General features: G+C 62.1%; 12 protein-coding genes. 8 read left to right on the top strand and 4 right to left on the bottom strand.

The features are described from left to right. Positions 1 to 10: 10 nt before the first annotated feature. The gene (locus BMZ97_RS27265; RefSeq protein ID WP_092177364.1) at positions 11 to 241 is read left to right on the top strand and encodes a helix-turn-helix domain-containing protein; all 231 of its coding nucleotides are present in this window, start codon (positions 11 to 13) and stop codon (positions 239 to 241) included. 37 nt (positions 242 to 278) lie between these two features. Here BMZ97_RS27265 and BMZ97_RS27270 read toward each other — a convergent pair whose 3' ends face one another. The 3 genes from BMZ97_RS27270 to BMZ97_RS27280 all read right to left on the bottom strand — a co-directional run bounded on the left by BMZ97_RS27270 (position 279) and on the right by BMZ97_RS27280 (position 5,373). After that, complete coding sequence (locus tag BMZ97_RS27270; RefSeq protein ID WP_092177366.1) at positions 279 to 2,627, bottom strand: MobA/MobL family protein; 2,349 nt, start codon at positions 2,625 to 2,627, stop codon at positions 279 to 281. 1,638 nt (positions 2,628 to 4,265) lie between these two features. Continuing rightward, positions 4,266 to 5,033: an RES family NAD+ phosphorylase gene (locus BMZ97_RS27275; RefSeq protein WP_092177368.1), complete on the bottom strand. Its 768-nt coding sequence runs from the start codon at positions 5,031 to 5,033 to the stop codon at positions 4,266 to 4,268. Further along, entirely contained in the window at positions 4,993 to 5,373 is a 381-nt protein-coding gene (locus tag BMZ97_RS27280) for an antitoxin Xre/MbcA/ParS toxin-binding domain-containing protein (protein ID WP_092177370.1), read from the bottom strand. Before BMZ97_RS27280 ends, BMZ97_RS27275 begins: the two co-directional genes overlap by 41 nt. Before the next feature lie 250 nt (positions 5,374 to 5,623). Here BMZ97_RS27280 and BMZ97_RS27285 point away from each other — a divergent pair, with 250 nt between their 5' ends. The 7 genes from BMZ97_RS27285 (at position 5,624) to BMZ97_RS27315 (ending at position 16,446) form a co-directional block, all read left to right on the top strand. After that, complete coding sequence (locus tag BMZ97_RS27285; protein WP_092177372.1) at positions 5,624 to 8,602, top strand: TrlF family AAA-like ATPase; 2,979 nt, start codon at positions 5,624 to 5,626, stop codon at positions 8,600 to 8,602. A gap of 67 nt (positions 8,603 to 8,669) precedes the next feature. Beyond that, positions 8,670 to 10,625, top strand: coding sequence for a Qat anti-phage system ATPase QatA (qatA, locus tag BMZ97_RS27290; protein WP_092177374.1), 1,956 nt, complete (start codon positions 8,670 to 8,672; stop codon positions 10,623 to 10,625). Between the two features lie 109 nt (positions 10,626 to 10,734). Beyond that, positions 10,735 to 11,520 (top strand): Qat anti-phage system associated protein QatB, encoded by a 786-nt coding sequence (gene qatB, locus BMZ97_RS27295; protein WP_210188347.1) that lies wholly within the window; start codon positions 10,735 to 10,737, stop codon positions 11,518 to 11,520. Next, the gene (qatC, locus tag BMZ97_RS27300; protein ID WP_092177378.1) at positions 11,517 to 12,890 is read left to right on the top strand and encodes a Qat anti-phage system QueC-like protein QatC; all 1,374 of its coding nucleotides are present in this window, start codon (positions 11,517 to 11,519) and stop codon (positions 12,888 to 12,890) included. Before qatB ends, qatC begins: the two co-directional genes overlap by 4 nt. Beyond that, positions 12,887 to 13,654 carry a Qat anti-phage system TatD family nuclease QatD gene (gene qatD / locus BMZ97_RS27305; protein ID WP_092177380.1) on the top strand — a complete coding sequence of 256 codons (768 nt, stop codon included), beginning with the start codon at positions 12,887 to 12,889 and terminating at the stop codon, positions 13,652 to 13,654. Before qatC ends, qatD begins: the two co-directional genes overlap by 4 nt. A gap of 7 nt (positions 13,655 to 13,661) precedes the next feature. Then, entirely contained in the window at positions 13,662 to 14,708 is a 1,047-nt protein-coding gene (locus BMZ97_RS27310; RefSeq protein WP_139221355.1) for a hypothetical protein, read from the top strand. 7 nt (positions 14,709 to 14,715) lie between these two features. After that, positions 14,716 to 16,446, top strand: a complete 1,731-nt coding sequence (locus BMZ97_RS27315; protein ID WP_092177384.1) for a hypothetical protein — start codon at positions 14,716 to 14,718, stop codon at positions 16,444 to 16,446. Here the strand turns inward: BMZ97_RS27315 and BMZ97_RS27320 are convergent. Further along, the gene (locus BMZ97_RS27320) at positions 16,443 to 20,480 is read right to left on the bottom strand and encodes a hypothetical protein (RefSeq protein ID WP_092177386.1); all 4,038 of its coding nucleotides are present in this window, start codon (positions 20,478 to 20,480) and stop codon (positions 16,443 to 16,445) included. The genes BMZ97_RS27315 and BMZ97_RS27320 overlap by 4 nt on opposite strands. Positions 20,481 to 21,016 lie beyond the last annotated feature (536 nt).

A 21,016-nucleotide genomic window follows, 5' to 3' on the forward strand; every position in this document is an offset into this window, starting at 1 on the left:
ATGGTCGCGCATGGATATGCGCAAGGTGGTGGGCAAAAATTTCGCCAGAATTCGACGCGAGAAGGGCTTCACCCAGGAAGACGTCGAACGCCTTTCGGGTTTTAGTCAACAATACCTCAGTGGCCTGGAAGCTGGACGCCGCAATCCGACGATCGGCACCCTGTCGGAGATCGCCCAATCGCTCGGGATAAGCTTCCTCGACCTCGTGCGGCCAGAGCCGGACAACGACGATAAGACCTGAAACGGCTGGCGGGATTCGATGCCAAGGCCTACCGTTTCTAGCGTTCCGGGCCACCGCGTCCGCGCTGCCGTGCGATCGCCAAGCGCTTCTGCAACCGAGCGATGCGCTCGGCCTCGTTCCTGCGCAATTCCTCGTCGGTGAGCTGCTTCGGCCTCGTCGGATTGGATGCCACGGGTGTCCCTGGCTGCGGCTCCTTTGCGAGGGCGCGCGGCTCGACAGCCGCCGACATGGGCGCCTCGAGTGGCTTTGCGGGCTCGGTCGGCGCTGCTGGCGGTTTGGAGTAGCTTGCCGCTCTTTCGGCCGCGATGGCCTTTGCCGTATCTCGGACCTGGTTGATAAGGTCAGAGGAGCGCCTACCCCGTTCGGCTTGGACAGCGCGTGATGGCGATGTCCGGTTGGTCGTAGCCGTGCGGCCCTGGACCTTGGCTTCCTCCGGCACGACGATGGCAGGCTCGGCCGTGAGGCGCTCGGTCATGCCGCGCATGGCCTTGTTCAGGGCGGCGTAGTTTTCAGCGCGAATGGTCGCGTCATCGAGCTTCTTCGCTTTGACGAGCAGCCGCTCGGCTTTCTGGATCTGCCCGAGAAGTAGCCGGATCCGATTATCGACGTCGTCGACCGCCTGCTTCATTTCGCCGGCGACAGCAATGGCAGCCTCATCGGCATCGTCGCGGCTCTTCCGGGTCTTGAGGCGTGAACGTGACTCCAGTTTTGCCGACACGTGCGAGATAGCATTGCGCTCGTTGACGAGTTCGGCCTTCCGAGCCGAAAGGCGGACGATTTCATTGGCGGTCTTGTTCGCAAGGCGCGCTTCGGCAGCCTGACGCCCATGCTGTGGAGCCAGTGCCTTCGCCAGCCAGGCTCGGCGATAGGCCTCATATGAGGCATCCGCCTTGGCGATTGCAGCAACGGATTGAAGATTGGTCGCCCATTGCTGGTCGGCAAGCTTCAGGCCCTGCGTCGTCTCCAGTCCTTTGCGCTCGCGGGCATAGGAAGCCGGATTGACGCGCTCGCGAGCTTTTTCAGGAACACCCATCTCCACATAGGTCCGCGGGTCGAGGCGCTTCTCAGCCCCCGCAGCAGCCAAGTGCTGATTGGCGAGCTTGGCGAAGCGCGCGCGCTCGGTCCGGATCCAGGTTTTCTCCTGACCGATCGCAAGGAGCTTCTTCTGCTGGAATGGGCGAGAGGTCCATTTATTCCGGTGCTTGTCCCGGTTCTCCTTGGTGTAGGTGAAGTCCCAAATCATCTCGCCTGAGCCTGGTTTCTCTGGATGCTCGATCTTCTTGGCGGGGCGATCGTAGAGATTGATGTGCACATGATAGTTGCGGCTATCGTTGTGCTTGTTCGGAGCGTGGATGGCCGCCCAGTAGGGGAGGCCGTGACCCTCGTACGACTTGCAGAAGTCCTTCGTCAGCACGAGGCGCTGCACCGGCGTCATCTCGTGGGGGAGTTCGATGACGAGGCGCGTCTGGACGCGGCCCCCGCGCCCAACCAGGAAGGCGATGGGCGCATCGGGCAGATCGTCGACACTCTGCTCGGCAGATATCTTCGTGAAGCCGGCCTTCTGAAAGATATCGATGAGCTTGAGGCCTTCGGCCTCCGTAACGGTCTCCGAGATCGCCTGGTTCGTGGTCAGGGCTAACGAGAGCGTCGGAGGAAGCGCAGACGGGTGTCGGGTCATATTACGAAGGCGAACCCATACCGCAGGGTATTTTTCGGGATCCAAGATGACCTTGGTTTTCCGAGGAGCATCCTCGGCATCATCGACAGCGTCCCAGAAGGCATCACGCTCCTCCTTGGTCGCACCGATATTGCCGAAGGAGGAGACCTCCATGCCAGCGCTGACAACCTGTTCGAGCTTCGATGGCTCGTCGATGTAGCCCTGCATCGCCTTTGACTGGACGACCTCGACGGCGTCCTCGCGGTCGATATAGCGCTGATGCTTGCCGCCACCGCTGAGGGCTGCCGAGGCGCTCTTGCGCCCTTTTAGGACGTCAGCAAGTTGGCCGCCCTTGGAGAAGGTCGTGACCGAGAAGTGGAAGGAGACTGCGCCGCTCTGACCCTGCGGCCTGGTTGTCTGCTTTTGTGCCTTCTGGCTCTGTAGGCCGCTTGCGGTCCGAACGCCGGGTTTGGCCAAAATACGGGCTATGTCGGCAACGCCAGATCCACCGCGGGAGACGTCCGTCATCCGCCGCTGCGCCTGTTGCTCAAGGGCGTTGACCCGATGAAGAGCACGAGCAGCCGCACGCTCTCCCGCATCGATCTCGCGCTCTCGATCAGCTTCGAGCTCGCGCTGCGCGCGCTTGCTCTCCCGTGTCGCGCGGGACTTTGTAGCGCGCTGCTCGGCTGCGATGCGCTTCCTGGCGGCGATGTCGTCGAGATCGAGCATGCAATGGCCTGAAAGCGAATCCGGATTCTCAGCAATGCTTCAATTAAAACTCGAATCCGATCGCCTCCAAAGCTGCCTGTAGAGTATCGCGTTTCCGCATGCGGTCATGATTAAGAACCCACTAATCATGACTCGCTGGGCCGTTCTCCATCACCCGTCTCGGAACTTCCAAGCTCATCGATGAGACCGGACATACCTTGCGCTGATGCAATCCAGACCGTGATTGCAACGATTAAGGCTCAGGTTTCCTGGGCCTTTTTTGGCTGCAGTAGCCATAGGAAGCGGCCAACCTGGCAACCCGCCACGACAAGGCTTTGCCGCGTTGTGCGCCTCTCGTGAGAGGGGCGCGCGGGATACCTTGACGCTGAGCCGGAGAGACCTCTTGGCCTTGGCCGAGAGCATCGTGATCCGAACCGGCCAGCGACATATCGGGATGTTTTCTGACCTCCGCACACAGGCCGCCGCCGGCTGCCTGTGCGACCCTCCTTCGGGGCGCGCGGAGATACCATTCCGATTTTTCCAAGGTGGCCACAATGGCCTTGGGAAAGGCGTCCGGCGCGCCCCCGGAACGCAACCCCGTCGAGCCTGAGAACGCACTTTTTCCGAGGCCGGAAATTTTTCCGGGCCGACGAAAAACGCGGTGGCAGGACAGACTTGATTGGGTGGGAAAACGGGGCTCATCCCCGGTTTTTCCATCCTTCCCATTTTGGGAAGGATAAGCCTCGCAGAGCCCAAAGCCGAAGGCTGTAAAGGATACGCGGAACGCGTAACGTTTACGGTATTGGGCCCATAGCTGTTTCCGTCTTGAGGTCAGCTCTTCAGCGAACCCTGGAAAAGGTGGACATAAGGTAGGTAGGGGATCGTATGTCCACCTCGTAAAAGCCGGGGTGGAAAACGGCCCCGAATTGGGCGTGAATCAAAGCCTGAAAATGCGGACATAAGGTAGGTGGGGGATCGTATGTCCGCTGGTTGAATCCACGCTGAAACGACGGGGCCGGTAGGCGCTGAAAGTGAGCCCGGGAAATGGGGACCTAGCGTAGGTGGGGGATCGTATGTCCCTCCGGGCGAAAGCCCCTCGTCGTCGGGCATGAATCCGTAGCGCTGAATCCGCGGTGAATCACAGCGGACTGGCGAACGGATTGATGCATTCGAGGGGCGGCCGTCAGGCCATCGCGACAGGGTGAATCGGTGGTCCTGGAGCCGCGTGAGCGACATCGCTGAATCGGCATATCGAGGTGCCGGTAGGCAAGTCAGACGACCGTGTCGGTCGGCTGCGGAGCGCGTATGAATCGGGAGGCCCCGGCGGCATTGCCGCTCTGTCCAACGGTTGCGTGTGCGCAAAGTCTTGGGTGGGAATTGGTCAATCGGCCAAAAGAAAACCCCGCCCGGTGAGGGCGGGGTTGCCTGTCTCAGAGGCCGCCTTCGAGCGCGAAGGCCCGGGCGAGGTCCGGATAGCCGAGGCGTTGTCGCACGATAGGCTTCGCCCACATAGTCGAAGATGGCGTTGAACTCGTGGCCCTCGGCTTCCTCGTAGCCGTCGTGTTCGGATCCGCAGGGCATGAATCTGGTCCTTCCGGGTATTGGGAGTTGATCGAGCTCGATCGATCTTGCCGTTCCGGACCGGGAAGTCGTTTCCTATCATCGATCCCAGTTCAGCCCGGCGATGCGGGGATCGGCCACAAACGCGTCGCGCCCGAATTCGAGTGCTTGCTGGGGGAACTCACAAAGAGCGCGGACACCCGATGCGCTGAGGCGCATGCGCCAGGTTTGCCGGTCAACGGGGGCGGGCATCGCAAATGCCCGACACAGCAATATCGCGAGGTTGCTGCCCTTGGCGGGGTCACGAACCGACTGGTAGCGGATCACGTCGGCGTTCGCGTTCCGCGCCGCCTCCGCGAACTCCTGACATCCGTCATAAGCGATGAGGTCGGTCCAAATTGCCGCATCTTTGGAAAGCGGATCCTGGGTAAGATCAAGGAGGGACGTTGTTTCGACGGCAGCCGAAAAGGCCGTGTACTCGGCAGCGTTGGATGGCCAGGCGGTTGCGGGGGACTCGGAGAAAAATAGCAGCCGGTAAAAGGCCATTTCAGCGATCGCCGTCGTTACGCGCTCAGCGGCGTAGTAGACGCCGGCGGTTCGCCCGGCGCGCCGGAAGCGTGATCCGTTCGGATAGAGAGCGCCGTACCGGAAGGGTGTTGCGAGGAGGAAGTCGAGGTGGCGACATTCCGCCGGCACTCTCGGCTTCGACTCCTCGATCAGGTCTTCCAGCAACGCCTGCTCAGCGAGGGTGTCGGTAAGCTTCAGCGTCGAGACTCGGTGCTGGGCCTCGACGAGGCGCCAGCAGGAACCGACGAAGGGCCGAAACTCAGACGAGAGCGCGACGCGCGTCCAGGTAGGCGATGACATCGACGAGTCCACTCACGGTCTGAAGCTTTTCGATCGGCCGGGCATCGAGAGCGGTATTGGGATTGGCAAGCCAGCTTGCAGCGACCTGATCGTCCCCTCCGACGATCGCGTCGAGAGAGCGGAACAGTCGAACGAAGAGGACGGCAAGCTCGAACGGCTTGGTGCCGGGCTCCAGTCCAAAGGCACCGCGCTTCATGCGCGAGACCGTGGCCTCGCTGATGCCGATGATCGCGGCGAGGGTTCGGGCGGTGACCTGAAGCTGGTCAGCCGCGCGGATCGTGGCCTTGGTTATGACCGCACCGGCCTCGGGTCGGGATGCGTGACCAAGTAGCGTGGGCATGTCATTTCCTTTCCTGAGAAAGGATAACATAGAAAGGTTCCTTCTGAAAGCATCGAGATTTTCGGCACGCCCGATCAGCCTGCGCGTCCAGCCTACCCGAATGTGACACGCTCAAGGCGCTGGAAGACGCCTATTCTCGTATGGTCGAGTACGGGTTACTGCTGGAGGAGGCCGGGCCCTTCGAGGCGCAAATGGTGCCATGCGCCGACATAACCGTGCAAGTCGATCGTGCGAGCGCATAGGGGGACAAATGCTGACTCGAGGATCGGAATGGCGGCGGTGGGAACCGCATATTCACGCACCGGGCACCGTCATGAACAACCAGTTTAGCGGTCCCACGGCGTGGCACGCCTATCTCACCGCGTTGGAGCAGGCCACGCCCGTGATCGAGGCGATCGCGGTCACCGATTATTATGTGACCGACACCTATGAGGAGGTGCTGAGGCAAAAGGCGGCCGGGCGACTGCCGGCGGCCAAGCTGATCTTTCCTAATGTCGAGCTGCGGCTCGATGTTGCGACCGCCAAAGGCGGCTTCGTCAACCTCCACCTGTTCGTCAGTCCGGAGGATCCTCAGCATATTGAAGAGTTACGGCGTCTGCTGTCGCGCCTGCGTTTCAACGTCATGCAGGACCATTTCGACTGCACGCGCGCGGACCTTATCCGGCTTGGCAAGAAGGCCGATCCGGCTATCACCGACGATCGCGCGGCGCTGAGTTATGGGGCCAACCAGTTCAAGGTCAATTTCCAGCAACTGCGTGACATTTTCACCGGCAACGGCTGGGCGAAGAAAAACATCCTGATCGCGGTGGCCGGCGGCGCCACAGACGGTACGTCGGGCGTGCGCGAGGCTGCCGACCAAACGATCCGGCGTGAAATCGAAGGGTTCGCCGACGTCATTTTCGCCGGCAGCCCTGCGCAGCGGGAGTTTTGGCTCGGCCTGCGGGACCTCGGTCCCGAGGAGATTCGGGCACGCTATGGCGGGCTGAAACCCTGCCTGCACGGGAGCGACGCCCACAAGCTCGACGATGTGGCGTCTCCGTTCGGAGACCGCTTCTCGTGGATCAAAGGGGGGCTGGAGTTCGACGCCCTCCGGCAGGCATGCATCGACCCCAGCGGCCGTGCACATGTCGGCGCCGAGCCGCCCGGGTCGGCCACGCCGTCGCAGGTTATCTCAGAAGTCCACGTGCTCGACGCCCCCTGGATGACGACGCCCGTCATTCCGCTCAATCCGGGCTTGGTCGCCATCATCGGCGCGCGTGGTTCCGGCAAGACCGCACTCGCCGACATGATCGCTGCGGGTTGTGACTCCATCCCCGACGAGTCGTGGAACGCGGAGGAATGGGCCAATCCGTCCTTTCTCGTGCGCGCTCGACCGCTGATCGCAGACGGGAAGGTGAAGGTGAGTTGGGCGGCGGGGGAACCCAGCACGCGCGCACTCAACGGATCGGATGCGAACGGACCCTACAGCTACGAGCGCGTCCGATATCTGTCGCAGCAATTCGTCGAGGATCTGTGCTCGTCAAGCGGCCTGACGGACGGCCTGCTGAGGGAGATAGAGCGGGTGATCTTCGAGGCGCACCCTGATGACGCACGGGACGGCACGTTGGACTTTGCCGAGCTGCTGGAGCACCGCGCGTCCCGGCATCGTCTCGCTCGTGATCGTGAAGCCGAGGCCGTCTCGCAGATTTCGGAACGGATCGGCGCCGAGCTTGAGAAGGAAAAGCTGGCCGCGACCTATGAGGCGCAGGCCGCGCAGAAGAAGAAGCTGGTCGAGGCCTACACCGCAGACCGCGCGAAGCTCGTGTCGGCCGGCAGCGAAAAGCGAGCCCAGCGCCACACCGAGCTTGCCGGAGCCGCCAATCAGGTCCGGTCGAAGCTGCGGCAGTTTGCCGGTCGGCGACAGACCTTTCTTGCCCTGCAGGATGAGGTGAAGGACCTGCGTCGCAACCAGGCCCCCGAGACGTTGCGGCAGGCGCAGACACGTCATACGCACAGTGGCCTGTCGGCTGAGCAGTGGGCGGCCTTCTTGCTGGACTACAAAGGTCCAGTCGACAGCGATCTCGCCGATTATGTGAAGTGGGTGGACGGCAAGATCGCTGCCCTGAAGGGGACGACACCGGCGCTGGGCGATCCGAACACCCCGTATTTTCTAGACGATACCGATCTATCCACGCTGTCACAGGCGATCCTTGACGCGGAAATGGCGCGCCTGGAGAAGTTGGTCAGCGCGGACAAGGAAACACAGCGCCGCTACACCGCGCTTTCGGGCAGCATTGCGACCGAGACCGCAGCGTTGCAAACGCTGACCGAGAAGGCGACCGACGCGAAGGGCGCCAAGGGTCGCGCGCGCGACCTGCAGACCCAGCGCGAGGAAGCCTATGGCAGGGCCTTCGATGCGCTCGTCGCGGAACAATCGGTGCTGGCAGATCTCTACGCACCGCTCATGGCGCGGCTTGCCGCCTCGTCCGGCACGTTGAAGAAGCTGTCGTTCTCGGTCGTGCGCGTGGCCGATGTGGAGCAATGGGCGAACGAGGCCGAAGACGGCCTGATCGACCTCCGCAAGGCTGGCGCGTTCCGGGGTAGGGGCACATTGCTACAAAAGGCAAACGAGGTGCTCAAGAGCGCGTGGGAGACCGGCGATTCCGCAGCCGTCATCGCCGCGATGGCGGAGTTCCGGCGGCTCTACCAGAAGGATCTGCTGGACCATTCCCCGGTCGCGCATACGGATCAGGCGGAATTTCGAGCCTGGTCGAAGCGCTTCGCCCAATGGCTTTTCAGCACCGATCATATCGCGATCCGCTATGGCATCGACTACGACGGCGTCGACATCCGGAAGCTGTCGCCTGGCACACGCGGCATTGTTCTTCTGCTTCTCTATCTGGCGCTGGATGACAGCGACAATCGGCCGCTGGTGATCGACCAACCCGAAGAGAACCTCGATCCAAAGTCGGTCTTTGATGAGCTCGTTCACCTCTTCGTCGAAGCCAAGTCCCACCGTCAGGTGATCATGGTGACGCACAATGCGAACCTGGTGATCAACACCGATGCGGATCAGATCATCATTGCCGAGGCGGGACCGCATCCGCACGGCTCCCTGCCGCCGATCTCGTACCGGTCGGGCGGTCTGGAGAACGCGGAGATCAGGAAGGCGGTCTGCGACATTCTCGAAGGTGGAGAGGGCGCCTTCCAGGAACGTGCGCGCCGACTGCGCGTGCGGTTGGAACGATAATGGGGTCAATAAGAAGAACAAATGGGCTGGGGCTATAGCCTGCGCAATGTAGGCGAAGGGGGGAACTATGTTCTTGAACGATCAGGAGACGGCGACCGATCTCCTCTACTACGAGGCCATCGCGAAGACGGTCGTCACCCTGATCCGCAAGACGCCCGACGCGCCGGTGACGATCGGCGTCCACGGTGATTGGGGCGCAGGCAAGTCAAGTGTTCTCAAAATGCTGGAGGGCGCCTTCGCGGAGGACGATCGTGTCCTCTGCCTCTGGTTCAACGGTTGGACGTTCGAGGGCTTCGAGGACGCAAAAACGGTCGTCATCGAGACTATTGTCGACGAGCTTCGTCGCGCTCGTCCGACGTCGAAGAAGGTGGCCGACGCCGCAAAGAAGGTCTTGAAGCGGGTGGACTGGCTGAAGCTTGCTCGCAAGGCTGGCGGCTTCGCGTTTACGGCAGCGAGCGGCATCCCGACCTTCGATCAGGTCAAGAGCCTCTATGATGTTGCCACCTCGTTCCTAGCCAAACCCCAGGACCACGTCTCGATCGAGGATCTGAAGGGGGTCGCCGAAAAGGCGGGCGAGTTCCTCAAGGAAGCGCCGGATGAGAGCGACAATCTTCCGGAGCACATCCATGCCTTCCGCGAGGAGTTCAAAGAGCTTCTTGACGCCGCCGACATCGACCAGCTCGTCGTCATCGTCGACGATCTCGACCGTTGCTTGCCGAAAACCGCGATCGCAACGCTCGAAGCGATCCGCCTTTTCCTGTTTGTCGAACGCACCGCCTTTGTCATCGGCGCCGATGAACTTATGATCGAGTATGCGGTGCGCGAACACTTCCCCGACTTGCCGCCCAGCTCCGGCCCGGTAAGCTATGCGCGCAATTACCTGGAAAAATTGATCCAGGTCCCATTCCGAATTCCCGCGCTGGGTGTCGCCGAGACGCGCGTGTACGTCACCCTTCTGCTCGCGGAGAACGCGCTCGGCTCGAAGGACCCGCGGTTCCTCAATCTGCTCGCATCTGCAAGGGAGGACATGCGACGGCCCTGGAAGAGCCGCGGGCTCGATCGAAGGACCGTAGAGCAGGCCATGGCGGGGAAGATGCCGCCGGACGTTGATCAAGCGCTTGTGATCAGCGCCCACGTGACGAAGATTCTAAGCGAGGGGACCCGCGGCAATCCGCGTCAGATCAAACGGTTCCTCAATTCCATGATGCTGCGCCATGCCATTGCCGACGAGCGCGGTTTCGGTGCCGACATTCAGCGTCCAGCGTTGGCCAAGATCATGCTCGCCGAACGATTCTATCCGGACTTCTACGAACAGATCGCACGCCTCGCGGCCAATCACCCTGATGGTCAACCCGAGGCGCTGCGGCGTTTCGAGGAGCACGTCCGGGCGCCCGCGCCGGAGGAGGACGACGATGAGAAGCCTGCCGGAAAGGGCGGGCGCAAGGTTGCGCGCTCGGCGCCTGCACCTCTCCCGGCCGAAGCCATGGAATGGGAAAAGAACGAGTGGGCGAAGGGCTGGGCGGTAATCGACCCACCGCTCACGGGCGTAGACCTGCGGCCGTATGTGTTCGTCACGCGTGACAAGCGTAGCTCGTTGGGCGGGCTAGCCGCCGCAAGCCATCTTGAGGGCCTTGTCGAGAAGCTGATGGGGCCGACGATGATGGTCCGGGGCGCCGTCGGCGAGATCGCGAAACTCACAGGGCCCGAGCCCGAGGAGGTTTTCGAGGCAATCCGTGGCCGGATTCTCCAGGACGACAACTTCGCGGCCAAGCCCAAGGGGGCGGACGGCCTCGTCCGTCTGGTCGAGGCGCATCCGACGCTGCAGCGCCGGCTTTTGGAGTTCATCCGTGAGTTGCCCGTGACCAAGGTCGGGAGCTGGGCGGCGTCGAGCTGGGGGGCGTGCTTCACGGACACAGGCATCGCGGCGGAGTACCAGGCGACGCTGCGATCATGGGCTGAGCAGACGGAAAACTCGATTCTGCAAAAGGCCGCGCAGGGCATCAGCAAACTGCAGCGGGGTTGATCAGATGGGCACGTCAAAAAGCTACGGCGGACCCTCAAGCGGCCTCGTTCCATCCTTCGTCGACGACCCGACGCCGCCGACCCAGCCTCGACCTCCAGCAACAGCGCCGATGGCTCCGAATGCACCGGGCGGACCATCATCGCCGCAACCGGGGCAGCCGGCAGCGCCTGCGGTTCTGGGCGTTCCGCTCACTGCGCCACGTCCGGATACGAAGGGCACCGGCAGCCTGGGTGGCGCGCGCGGCAATTTCACGCGCTTCGCAAGGACCGGCAGCCGTAGTGCGCTCGGAAGTGCGCTGTCGGGCTATGTACGCGGCAGCACCGGCGGCGCCCGACGGGCCGCTCGACGCATGGGCTCATCCCGCGCCACAGCCAGCGGATTATTGGGCGTCGTTCGTGACTTTCAACGTCTCGGACCAACCGAAACGCTTCGTCAACTCAACCTGGCCGGATTGGCAACGCAGCCGGCGGCAGATGTCTTCGTAGCGATCTTGGAATTTATCTGCCCACCAGGCGGCGCGGTCGACGACGCGATCGCGCGGCAGGCGATGTTGGAGACGATCGGTGATCTTGCGGAAGCGGGCTTGGGCAGCTTCGATACACTTACACCGGAGCAGCTCCAGGACGTCTTCCTGGACTTCATCTCCCGTTCGATCGAAGGGCGGGTGATGGCAGACCTCGGCGGGCGGGGTATCACCTTCCCCGATGACATCGCTGCCGTGGAAAGCGCCCAGGCGCAGCTTCATGATTTTGTGGAGGGCGCAACGCGCGGCCAGCTTGCCGGAAGGCTCGAAAGCCTGGAGCGCCTGTCTGACCGCGATATCGAGAATGTCGTCAACCAGATTTACGAGACCGCTTTCGATCTGGTTGCCGTCGCCGGGGAGGCCGCCGCATGAGGCATCATACGATCATTGCCCGGCTTGGTCCGGGAGACGGCACAAGTGTTTCGCCGAGTCGTGTCGACACACAAGAGACGGAGATCAACTTCGTCGATGGCGAGTTCCGTTTGGGCTATGGGCTGGGCCAGGCGTTGGATCAACTCTGTGAGCTCGGCCTTCGCCCCTCCGAAACGGCGGTCGATCTGGCGCTGTTGGCTGCGGCCATCACTGCCGCCGATACGCGTATCTCGCGTGCGGCTGACGCGCAGGACGCCTGGACCCGCGAGATCGACCTCCACTTGCCGGTACATGACGCCGCTCGCTGGCAAGGGCTGGCGTCATTGATCGCGACAACGTTGAACTTCCTGACCGGCGACCGCTGGGGCGTCTATTTTCGTCCTCGCACTGCCGGCACTCGCGATCTGGCGCCGAGACCGACGAAGCTGCGCACGGCTAATCCGACAACGGTCTGCCTGTTTTCGGGCGGGCTGGACAGCTTTATTGGCGCGATCGATCTGCTGGCGCGCGGTGAGGCACCGATGTTGGTGAGCCACTATTGGGACGGCATCACCAGCACGCACCAAGCTTATTGCGCCGAGGTGATGAAGCGTCGATTCGGTGGGACAACGCTTCATCACATACGGGCAAGAGTAGGATTCCCGACCGACACGGTGGAGCATTCTGCGGTTGAGGACACCCTGAGGGGGCGCTCGTTCCTGTTCTTCTCGCTAGCGGTCATGGCCGCCGACGCGATTGGCGGCGACATGGTCGTGCATGTGCCGGAGAATGGCCTGATCTCGCTTAACGTGCCTCTGGATCCGCTTCGCCTCGGAGCACTTAGCACTCGCACGACACATCCATTCTACATGGCTCGTTTTGAGGATCTGCTCAAACGCCTCGGCCTAAGTGTCCGATTGGAGAATCCCTACGCCTTCATGACGAAGGGCCAAATGGCGAAGGAATGCGCCGACATCCCGTTCCTCCGGAAAGAAGCGAAGCACACGATGTCGTGCTCGTCGCCGGGAAGTCGCCGCTACGATCCGGACCCGAATGAGAGGACGCCCAAACATTGCGGACGTTGTGTGCCGTGTCTCATCCGGCGCGCTGCGATCCTCGAAGGCTGGGGCATCGACGATACGCCATACCGCATTCCCGATCTTCGAGCGCAGGTCCTCGATACAAACAAGGCGGAGGGCGAGCATGTGCGCTCCTTCCAGCTTGCGCTATCGCGCCTCGCGCGAAAGCCTGGCCGAGCCCGTTTCGATATTCATCGACCCGGGCCATTGATCGATCATCCTGGCAAGCTCTCCGACTATGAGGCCGTCTACGTCGCCGGCCTGCAAGAGGTCGGCAGACTGTTGCACGGCGTTCAGGCCCGTCCGCTATGATAGAGACATCCAACCAATCGGCCGCGCGCTGGGTTGATTTCCACTGCCACGTCGATCTCTACAAAGACCATTCGGCTCTTATTGCCGAATGCGATCGAGAACGCGTGGTGACGCTTGCGGTCACGACCACGCCGAAGGCATGGCCCCGAAACCGGGAGCTTGCGGCGAAGTCGGCTCATGTCCGGATCGCCTTGGGGCTACATCCGCAGCTCGTCGCCGAACGCGAGAGTGAGTTGTCGATTTTCGAGCGCTACCTCTCGGACGCACGCTATGTCGGCGAGATCGGCCTAGACGCCGGCCCTCGCTTCTATCGCAGTTTTCCGGCCCAGGAGCGGGTGTTCGAGCGTATCCTTCGCGCCTGCGCTGAACAGGGCGGGAAGATACTAACCGTCCATAGCGTCCGCGCGGTCGGAAAAGTGCTGAACCATATTGAAAGCTCCCTACCGCAGGACCGGGGACGCGTTGTTCTACATTGGTTCACGGGCACGTTGGCTGAAGCCCGTCGGGCGGTAGCGCTTGGCTGCTATTTCTCGATCAATGGAGAGATGCTGCACTCACCCAAGCACCGACAACTGGTTGGGAGTCTTCCGCTCGACCGTTTGCTCACTGAAACCGACGGGCCGTTTGTGGAGAGGGATGGACAGCCTCTCAGGCCGCGCGATGTCGGCCATACGGTCGCCGAACTGGCAGAAGCACGGAACGTTTCGGCGAAGGCTATGGGAGACGTGATTCTCCAGAACCTAAGACGTCTGGTGAGCGCGTGAATTGTGCATGGCAGACAATCCGTCCGACAATTCGCCAAGTTCAATACCAGGTTCGGCAACACCGATCTTCTTGACGCTCCATGGCGTGCCGCAGCAGAATCCTCCTGAAGGGAGCCTCGCGTACTGCCTTGATCCGCAAGGAGCTTGGCGTCCGGTCCACGGCGATCTTCTTTATGAGATCGAGGCCGAATGCGTTCGGCTCCACGACGGATTCGCGTCAGCGCTCTTTGGGGGACTTGCTGCCTACCATTCACTTTTGCCGGTCGTTCCGCCGTTTCTCTATGAGGCCGGCTTGAATTCGGAGTCGACCTTATCGCGAGGTGATTTCGAGCAAGCACTCGTTGCGGTACGCGAAATGCCTCATCTGCACGAGCTACTTTACCTGTACGATTGTCGGAAGCTTGTATCGGGTATCCAAGAGTGCACCAAGGAAGTCTGCTTTCTGGTTGGTGAGTTCTATCGCTCGCTCAATTTCGATCAGCTCTTCTATCCGCCCCTTGCTGAGCCTGACGGTCTGCGCTGGATAACGTCTCCGATCGTCACGAGCCTCACCGCGACGCTCAACGTGATCTTCATCCGCCTACACAGTCTTCTCGACTACACGACGAAGTTGGTCCACGAGATCGAGCATCTGCGCGACGATTTCGCGACCTACCCGAAGCTGTCGTCATCCAGCATCAAGTTCGGCGACCGCCGACGCACCGGATGGGGTGAGGCGCCAGGAACGCTGTTCGAGCCCAGTGAGCCGATACGAGAGATCGAGTTGGTCAGAAACCTCGTCATTCATGACGGACTGCTCGACGACATGCCCAAGGTTTATAAGGTTGTGAAAGATGGGCGTGCAGTCGAAAAATTCGTCCTTATGCCGGACCGCACTGATGGCAGGCTTGATCGTCACAAGAATCGCGCGTTGTTCTACAGTGGTGATGACAAGATCAATCTTCGCCTGCCAACTCTGATTTCGCAGTTTCAGATAAGGCAGCGTGCAACCCTGGAACGCGCAGTTGTTCGGCTTGTCGAAATCGGCAAGGACCGGCCGAAAGCCGCAGGTTAGCGCTGGTATGGCTTACCATATTTTCTTCTCCTGGCAGAGCGACACCCCCAACGCGGTTGGACGCTCGATGATTGAGGCTTGTCTAGAAAGGGCGATCGGGCTGCTGCAGGCGGACGCGGAGGTTGATCTCGCCGATCGCGAATTGGCGATAGACAAGGACACGCTTCACGTTCCCGGCTCGCCGGCGATTGCCGAGACCATCTACGGAAAGATCGACCGAGCCGCCGTATTTTTGTCGGATCTCACCTATGTCGCACTGAGGCCCAACGGTGGCGGCATCCCGAATCCAAACGTGCTGATCGAGCATGGCTGGGCGCTCAAATCACTCAGTTCGCGACGTGTCATTTCGGTGATGAACACCGCGCTAGGCGATCCCGATCAGCACGAGCTTCCGTTTGATCTGCGTCATGTACGTCGCCCGATCCTTTACGCGTGTGCACTCGATGCCAATCAGGAAGACCGAAAGAAAGCCCGAGGCGAACTGACAAAACATCTCGCCGCTGCGTTGAGGGCTATCTTCAATGATGACGTTGTTCGGGCAGGGTTACGGGCTCCAGCGCCTCATACGCCCCATCCGAGGGACGTGGAATTGCTCAAGCGCGTGCATCGCCAGCTGCCACTCACACTGCGTCAGTTCCTTCACCAGCACAATTTTGGCTCGCCGTTCCGCTTGGCTCACCTCGATCCGATTCACGATATGAACGAGACCTGGGTCGGAGCTGCCTACGAATTTCATGACCCCGAAGTGCAGGGGACCTTTAGCAATCTGCAGCGTGTCGCCGGCGAGTTCGGCGGTCTGGTCCTTGAACGCATCTATGCCATGGACCGCAATCCGACGATGGGCTGGCCCAAGACGGACCAGGATGTGGCGCAGGGAGTTCAGCCCGGAACCCAGCAGGCGATTAAGGAGATGAACGCCAAGGCGGTAGAGCTCTGCGCGACCATCGACGCTTTCGACCGGATCGCCCGCGACCGAATTCCCGTGGCCTCAGGCATTCATAGCGACCGGGATGATGCCGCCGAACCGAACAAGCAAGCGCAGGGAGCGATCAGCGCCTTGCAGGATTTGGCGTTCGATATGCATCGTGGCGCGCTCCCCGAAATCGTGACTCAGCCGCGTTTGACGTTGCGGCTCGTGCCCTTCGAGGCCACGGAAGGTCGACGTTTGGATCCGCGGCGCGTCGGCAAACTTCAGCAACAGTTTCCACCATCGCCGCACGAACGCGTAAAGGCCGACAGCGATGGCCGTCAATGGTGGAGCTGTGCCGTGCCTCGTCGACGCGGAGACGGGCTCAATCCTGAAACGTCGTGGCGGATGCGGCTAGTTCGGCCTGGACACCTCGAATATCAGGTCACGATTGGTCACCGGATCGATGACGACCCTCAGATCATGGTCGACGGCAGACGCCTTGAGGCTCTCATCGTGCGGAATCTGGAGCGAATGGCTGCAATCGCCAACGACCTCGATTTGGCAGGCCCTGCGCTGGTTTCGATTTCACTCGATGGGGTTGAAGACGTTGAGTTGTCTGCTGCGCGGCCCGGCGGGAGACGAATGCGGAAGCCGGAGGTCATCTTACCCGTGGCCAAACTGGCCGAGATGAACGGTGAACTTGCCGCGGAGATTCAGGAGCAATTGGATATCCTGTGGCAGACAGCCGGTTGGATTGATGGTTCACCGTCTTTTTCCTCTGAAGCCTGGGCCGGCTATAGCGACAAGCAGAACTACGACATCGACTAACCGGATGGTGCCTGGGTTTCGACGCTCGGAGCGCTTCCGGCGATCTCTTCCAGCGTCGAGCGAACCTGCGGGATGAAGCGCGTCGACACAGCGGGCGCGAGCACGAGCAGCAACCGTGCCGCCGCGGCCATTGTCCGTTCGGGCGCGGCCAGCAGCGCTTCGACCGGCGGTGCCGTCATTGCCGGCAGCGACAGAAGGAACCGCGCGTTGCGGACCAGATGGTCGGCTCCTGCGAAGATCCACGCGATTAGCGGCTGAGCGACGCCGTCGCGCAGCCGCGAGCTGTTGACGTGGACCAGCAGCCAGACAGCCGCCCAATAGAACTCTGTCGGACGTCCCGACAAATCTTCTCGTACCAGCCAGATCGAATTGGCAGCGCCTTCCCGGTCGGAGGTCAAGGCGCTGACCGCGCCGCCCATGCGACGCAGCAACGGGTGGAGAGCCGCGACTTCTGGCGCAGAGATGCCCTGTTCGACGATGGAGGCGACCGCATCGAATGCGCGCGCCATCGCTGCGCCTGTTGCGAAGCTCAGCATAAAGTCCTCGGCGGCGCGGTGCATGTCGCTTGGCGCATCCGCATCGATCACAGCGAGCGGGATCGTGCCGCGTTTGGGATTCTTGAGTTGCTCGACGCCCTCGCGCGCCTCGCCCGATGAGATCATCCTCGCAATCGAGGCGTGTCGCCGCACGCGCGCTACGAAGTCGGTCGGGTCGTGCGTCGTGATCGCTTTATGGTTCTCGGCGATGGCCGCCGAAATCTCTGAGGAGAGGATGGGGCCGTCGACCAGAAAGGACCGGAATTCGCGGTAGAAACCGGTCGGTGCGGCGAGCGCTTGGTCGGCATCGGCGAGGAGATAGAAGGCGAAGTCAAGAGCAATGACCGGGTGCGAACGGATCGCCTCAAGCGGTTCGGGATTACTTGCGGCGCCGGGCTGATAGACCACTTCCTCCTGGCCGCCTGCTTTGGTTCCGGTGATCTCGCGGTACAGCCAGAGCAGGCCGTGGCGCACCACCCGATGGCAATGCGCTTCGGCGAGTGTTCCTTCTTCGTCGATCGTCGGCAGCTCGGTCAGCGCTTCGCGCATCTTAAGAATGGCGATGTCAGGCCGTCCGGCCTGGTACGCCGCTTGCGCGGTGTCGGCGAGCAATCCGATCGCCATCGCCCGCAGCGATGGGATCTCGGCCGGCGTCGCGGCGGCGGCCTGGGCGCGTTCGAACCAGAGCTGCGCCGCTGGCCAATCGCCAAGTATCGCTGCGCTGATTCCCGCTTCGCGCGCGATATGGGCACGCTCGAGTGTGTCCTGGCCGCCTGCCTCGGCTGCCGCAGTCAGCAGTGGCAGCGCGGCCGCATGGTCGCGCCGGCGCCAATGGATCTTGGCACGCGCGCGGCCGAACGCGACGTCGAACCCGATCCGCGCTTCCGCTTCGGTCAGGCAGATGAGCGCGCGTTCAGCATCGTCGCCATGTTCGTCGATGCACATGGCCTGCGCGATCGCGCAGCGCGAGGCGAGCATCGGATTGCCCCAGCGCATCGCCAGTTCAGCGCAGGCGCCGTATTCGTGTTGGGCTACTTCCCAGTCGAAGCCCTCGGTCCGTGACTCCTTGAGCCAGCCGTGATTGACAAGGACGGAGATGTCGCCGCGGCCAGGCTGGAATGACGAGAACAGGCGCTCCCGTGTCCCCGCATCTTCACAGTCGAGCCGCTCCAGCATCTTGCGGAACCGGGCAATGGTCTGGATGCTGCGTAGCTGGCCGGCGAACAGAACGCCGCTTACATGGGGATTGCTGCCCGACTTCGACGTGAAGTTGCGGCTGGTCGCGGTCAGTCGCGGCTCGGATTGGCTGAGCCGATCGAACCGGAGCAGGATCTCAAGCCAATCCTCGAAAAGCTCGCCGGTGCGCGGATGCAGCAGCAGCTTGGAGAGCGCGAAACTCTCGAACAGCTCCTCGCCCTTCACATGGATCCGCTCCTGTTCGAGCGCGTCCCAGCAGGCGCGTGCCTGCTCGGGCGAGCCATAGGGGAGCAGGACAAGAAGTTGGGCGAGCCGCATCATTGCCGAGGCAGCCAGGTCCTGCGGGAAGATCAGTGTGTCTGTGGGCAAGAACATGAGCTCGGCCAGGAACGGTGCGAGCATCTCGATCATTTCGGAATTGCAGGTGATCACGCTCTGCGCGAACGCGACCACTAGATCGGTATCTTCGCTGTTGAGCGCATGGTGCATCGCCGCCTGTGCATCGGCGGCGTCCATATCCTTGCCGCGCATCATCGCGTCCGCCACGCAGCGATGGACGGCACGGCGTTCGGCCTCGGAGAAGACGTCGGCGGCTGCGTCCTCGAGCAGGGGCGAGACGCGAAGCCGGTTGCGCCGGAATGGCTCGATCCAGGGCCCGACCAGTTGGTCGAGCACCAGGCCCCCGCGCGCCACCGCGGGGTCGAGCCCCGCGATCTCGATGGCGAGGTTGCGGGTGAAGCCCCCTCGGATCAGGCTCGTGCGCAACAGCAGCGTTTGCGCGTCGGCCGAAAGCGCGCTGACCAGTCGCTGCCGCACGGCACGGCGCTCCGCGCCGATCTCGGACTGGAGCTGGCCGCCCAGCACCGCGGAGATCGAAGCGCGCGACCAGTTGCTGATTTTCAAATGGAGCAGCGCCGCCATCGTCAATTGCGGGTGACCGTTCGCGGCCGCACGATAGACTGAACCCGCATACTTAGTGTCGCCGCCCGCCGCCGCCACGAGGTCGCCCACTTCCACCTCGTCGAGATAGGGCATGTCGACGGGAAGCACTGCGCCGGGTGCTAGCTGGTGCAGGGTCGTGTTGGCGGGAGCGCGATAGGTGGTGACGATCGCGGTCTTGTCGCGCCGCCTCAGGCTTGCGAGCACGCGAGCCAGCGCGTCACGTACGGCCGGGTCGTCGAGTTCGTTCAGATCGTCGAGGATGACGTGCATCGCTGATGACGCGGCTAGCTCGCCTTGCAAATGGGCGAGCCGCGCCGCGGTTTCAGCAGGCGGCAGGTGACGGAAATCGGCGATCGACCAGCGTGCGCCGCTTTGCGCCGCGACGAGCCGTGCCGCGAGCGACTTGCCTAGCCCAGTCGCGCCGCTCGCGATGGCGAGACCGCACGCGCGCCGGGCCGCGTCGATCGTTGCCACCAGCGCATTGCGTGGTGCGTAGGTCGGGGGCAGCGGGATATCGCTTGTCGGCACCAGTAACTCAGTGCGCGATATGGTGTTTGTGGTGCCTAGGCCTTGGAAGGCGGGCGCGAGCTGCTCGATCGGCACGGCGACCAACGCGGCTTCATCGATCAGCGCCAACAGGTCCGCGCGGCGGAGCGCGCGGACCTCCTTGGAGGTCGCGGTCAGCAGGATGCGTTCGAGCACCGCAGAGGTGAGATTCTTGGCCGTGTGGCTCGACAGTCGCCGGGCAGAGGCGACATATTCGATAAGCCCTGCTTCCAGATCCGTGCGCACGTCGGAAAGGCCCGGAGTGCCGCAGTCCCAGTGAATGCGCTGCAGGAAATCGTTGCGAAATGCCTCGTCCGAAAGCGATTGGAGATGGGTCCGGGTGGCTTCCTTGAGATCGAGCGAGCCGATCAGTGCGCGGAGCGGCGCCGCGGCCGCGCCGGCGGCCGCGCGCCGCCAATAGTGGAGTGCCGGTGTTGCGTCGACGCGATGTGCCTTATTGCGCTCGAGACCGATCTCCGAGGTTGTCAGATAGTGGAGTGAGACGATGCGATAGGGATTTCGCACGACCAAGTCGACATACGCATCGATCGCGGTTCGAACCCCTTCGGATTGAAGGGTAATGTTGCCGCTGCCAGCGGTATCCTTTACTTGCGTGCCCGCTAGCGCCTGCTGCGTTGTGACAGAGTAATCCTCGGCAACTTCGAGGTGAAGGATCGCCCGATCGCCGAGCGCCAGCCAGGCGAGGCTCGACGCATAGAGTTGATAAGCATAGCCGCGCAGCGCCGCCACTGCCTGGCGTGCAGCGTCGCCTTGCGGCGAGTCGAGGCGCGGCCCTGATCCGAAAACCTGCATTGCGGCCTGTCTGCCATTCGCTGTCGGGAAGTGACTCCTAAGCATCATATTTGCCCAGGGCGGCGAGTGCGCGTGGCCACGCGTGTTATCCAGCGCTTTCCTTCCCGTACGGAGTCCTCAAGTCTGGCACTTTAAGCAAATGCTGGTGCTGACGACGAGATCTGGCGTGCGTATAGGTGACGGAGCAGCCAGGGGTGTCGCGGATCCCGCTGACCAATCTAACAGAAACGAAACCACATTCTAGTTAAGTTCCATAACAAACCTTATGCGACAGCAACAATGTAAAACCTCGATAGAGATGTCGCAGTTCTCCCCGTTTCAGATGTCACTGTCTCCCACCGGCGGGTTTGGGGAGTTTGTGGCCGATGACGGTGATTTCGATGAGTAGTGTAGAGATCGATCGGATGCATGTTCTGAAGGAACTGATATCGGAACCGATTACGGCGTCTGGAGCGGCGCAGTTGATGGGCGTCACGCCGCGCCAGGTCTTTCGACTTGCCAACGCGTTTCGTGAGGTTGGACCATCGGCTCAGGTG

This window comes from Allobosea sp. OK403 (genome assembly GCF_900113835.1).
Taxonomy (GTDB): Bacteria; Pseudomonadota; Alphaproteobacteria; order Rhizobiales; family Beijerinckiaceae; genus Allobosea.

What these genes read in the sequence shown, in the direction of transcription:
- BMZ97_RS27265 (WP_092177364.1), top strand. Translation starts at nt 11, where the DNA reads ATGGATATGCGCAAGGTGGTGGGCAAAAATTTCGCCAGAATTCGACGC.
- BMZ97_RS27270 (WP_092177366.1), bottom strand. Translation starts at nt 2,627, where the DNA reads ATGCTCGATCTCGACGACATCGCCGCCAGGAAGCGCATCGCAGCCGAG.
- BMZ97_RS27275 (WP_092177368.1), bottom strand. Translation starts at nt 5,033, where the DNA reads ATGTCATCGCCTACCTGGACGCGCGTCGCGCTCTCGTCTGAGTTTCGG.
- BMZ97_RS27280 (WP_092177370.1), bottom strand. Translation starts at nt 5,373, where the DNA reads ATGCCCACGCTACTTGGTCACGCATCCCGACCCGAGGCCGGTGCGGTC.
- BMZ97_RS27285 (WP_092177372.1), top strand. Translation starts at nt 5,624, where the DNA reads ATGCTGACTCGAGGATCGGAATGGCGGCGGTGGGAACCGCATATTCAC.
- qatA (WP_092177374.1), top strand. Translation starts at nt 8,670, where the DNA reads ATGTTCTTGAACGATCAGGAGACGGCGACCGATCTCCTCTACTACGAG.
- qatB (WP_210188347.1), top strand. Translation starts at nt 10,735, where the DNA reads ATGGCTCCGAATGCACCGGGCGGACCATCATCGCCGCAACCGGGGCAG.
- qatC (WP_092177378.1), top strand. Translation starts at nt 11,517, where the DNA reads ATGAGGCATCATACGATCATTGCCCGGCTTGGTCCGGGAGACGGCACA.
- qatD (WP_092177380.1), top strand. Translation starts at nt 12,887, where the DNA reads ATGATAGAGACATCCAACCAATCGGCCGCGCGCTGGGTTGATTTCCAC.
- BMZ97_RS27310 (WP_139221355.1), top strand. Translation starts at nt 13,662, where the DNA reads ATGGCAGACAATCCGTCCGACAATTCGCCAAGTTCAATACCAGGTTCG.
- BMZ97_RS27315 (WP_092177384.1), top strand. Translation starts at nt 14,716, where the DNA reads ATGGCTTACCATATTTTCTTCTCCTGGCAGAGCGACACCCCCAACGCG.
- BMZ97_RS27320 (WP_092177386.1), bottom strand. Translation starts at nt 20,480, where the DNA reads ATGCAGGTTTTCGGATCAGGGCCGCGCCTCGACTCGCCGCAAGGCGAC.